At 43.7% G+C, this 286-nt stretch carries 1 protein-coding gene; it reads right to left on the reverse strand.

From position 1 onward, the window contains the following. The coding region (lspA, locus tag B2Y23_RS03370; RefSeq protein WP_291369026.1) for a signal peptidase II at positions 1–286 on the reverse strand (286 nt) is incomplete at both ends.

The following is a 286-nucleotide window of genomic DNA, read 5'->3' on the forward strand; positions in this document are numbered from 1 at the left end:
AAAAGCAGGGAAGTGGCTGTTGTTGTAATAAACGTGAATAAAATCGACCACATAACCTAAGGATACCCGGTCAATCAAGTTACCGATGGCGCCGCCCAAAATCAGGGCAATTGCCATAGGTAGAACCACAGTTTTTTTCGGCATACGCATCAGCCAAAATACAAAAATTACAGACACTAATGCTGCCAGCGAAGTAAAGAAATAACGTTGCCATCCACCGGCATCGGACAGGAAACTAAAGGCTGCGCCATAGTTATGTAACAATGTCCAGTTTAAAAAGGGCAGT

The sequence above is a fragment of the Acinetobacter sp. UBA5934 genome (assembly GCF_002430855.1).
Lineage (GTDB): Bacteria > Pseudomonadota > Gammaproteobacteria > Pseudomonadales > Moraxellaceae > Acinetobacter.